The 1097-nt window shown below is 70.9% G+C and carries 1 protein-coding gene; it reads right to left on the bottom strand.

Annotated features, from left to right (window positions below; translation table 11 throughout):
* Positions 1–66 precede the first annotated feature (66 nt).
* Positions 67–1097: 2-oxoglutarate dehydrogenase, E2 component, dihydrolipoamide succinyltransferase (gene sucB / locus ACWFR1_RS40485; RefSeq protein WP_453561166.1), on the bottom strand; the 1031-nt coding region annotated here is incomplete at its 5' end.

A 1097-nucleotide genomic window follows, 5' to 3' on the forward strand; every position in this document is an offset into this window, starting at 1 on the left:
CCCGGAAACACTTCCGGGCGGGGGCGCCGCAGGTGAGGCTCGTTACGTTGCGCCTCGCAGCAAGGCTCAGAGACCGAGGTCGACCTCGAACTCGCCGGCCTCGAGGATCGCCTTGACGGCCGTCAGGTAGCGGGCGGCGTCGGCGCCGTCCACCAGACGGTGGTCGTAGGACAGGGCGACGTACGTCATGTCGCGGATCGCGATCGTCTCACCCAGGTCCGGGTGGTTGATGACGACCGGACGGCGCACGGTGGCGCCGATGCCCAGGATGGCGACCTGGTTCGGGGGCACGATGATCGTGTCGAACAGCGCGCCACGCGAACCGGTGTTGGAGATGGTGAAGGTCGCACCGGCCAGGTCGTCCGGCGTGATCTTGCTGGCGCGCACGGCGCCGGCCAGCTCCGCGGTCTTCTTCGAGATACCGGCGATGTTGAGGTCGCCCGCACCCTTGATGACCGGGGTCATCAGACCCTTCTCGGAGTCCACCGCGATACCGATGTTCTCGGTGTCGAAGTAGGTGATCGTGCCCTCGTCCTCGTTGATCCGGGCGTTGATGACCGGGAAGGCCTTCAGCGCCTGGGCCGCCGCCTTGACGAAGAACGGCATCGGGGAGAGCTTGACGCCCTCACGAGCCGCGAACGCGTCCTTGGCGCGGGCGCGCAGCTTCATCAGCTTGGTGATGTCGACCTCGACGACCGAGGTCAGCTGGGCCTGGCCGTGCAGCGCCTTCATCATGTTGTCGCCGATGACCTTGCGCATGCGGGTCATCTTGACGGTCTGACCGCGCAGCGGGGAGACCGCGAGGGCCGGAGCCTTCGACGCGGCGGCCGGAGCGGCGACGGGGGCGGCAGCGGCGGCCTTCTTGGCCTCGGCGGCCGCGAGGACGTCCTGCTTGCGGATACGACCGCCGACGCCGGAGCCCTTGACGGCCGCCAGGTCGACACCGTTCTCGGTGGCGAGCTTGCGGACCAGCGGGGTCACGTACGCGCCGTCCTCGGCGGGAGCGGCCGGAGCCGCCGGAGCCGGGGTGACCGGGGCCGGGGCGGCGACCGGGGCCGGGGCGGCGACCGGAGCCGGGGCGGCGGCCGGGGCCGGGG

The organism is Streptomyces sp. NPDC055103 (genome assembly GCF_053607625.1).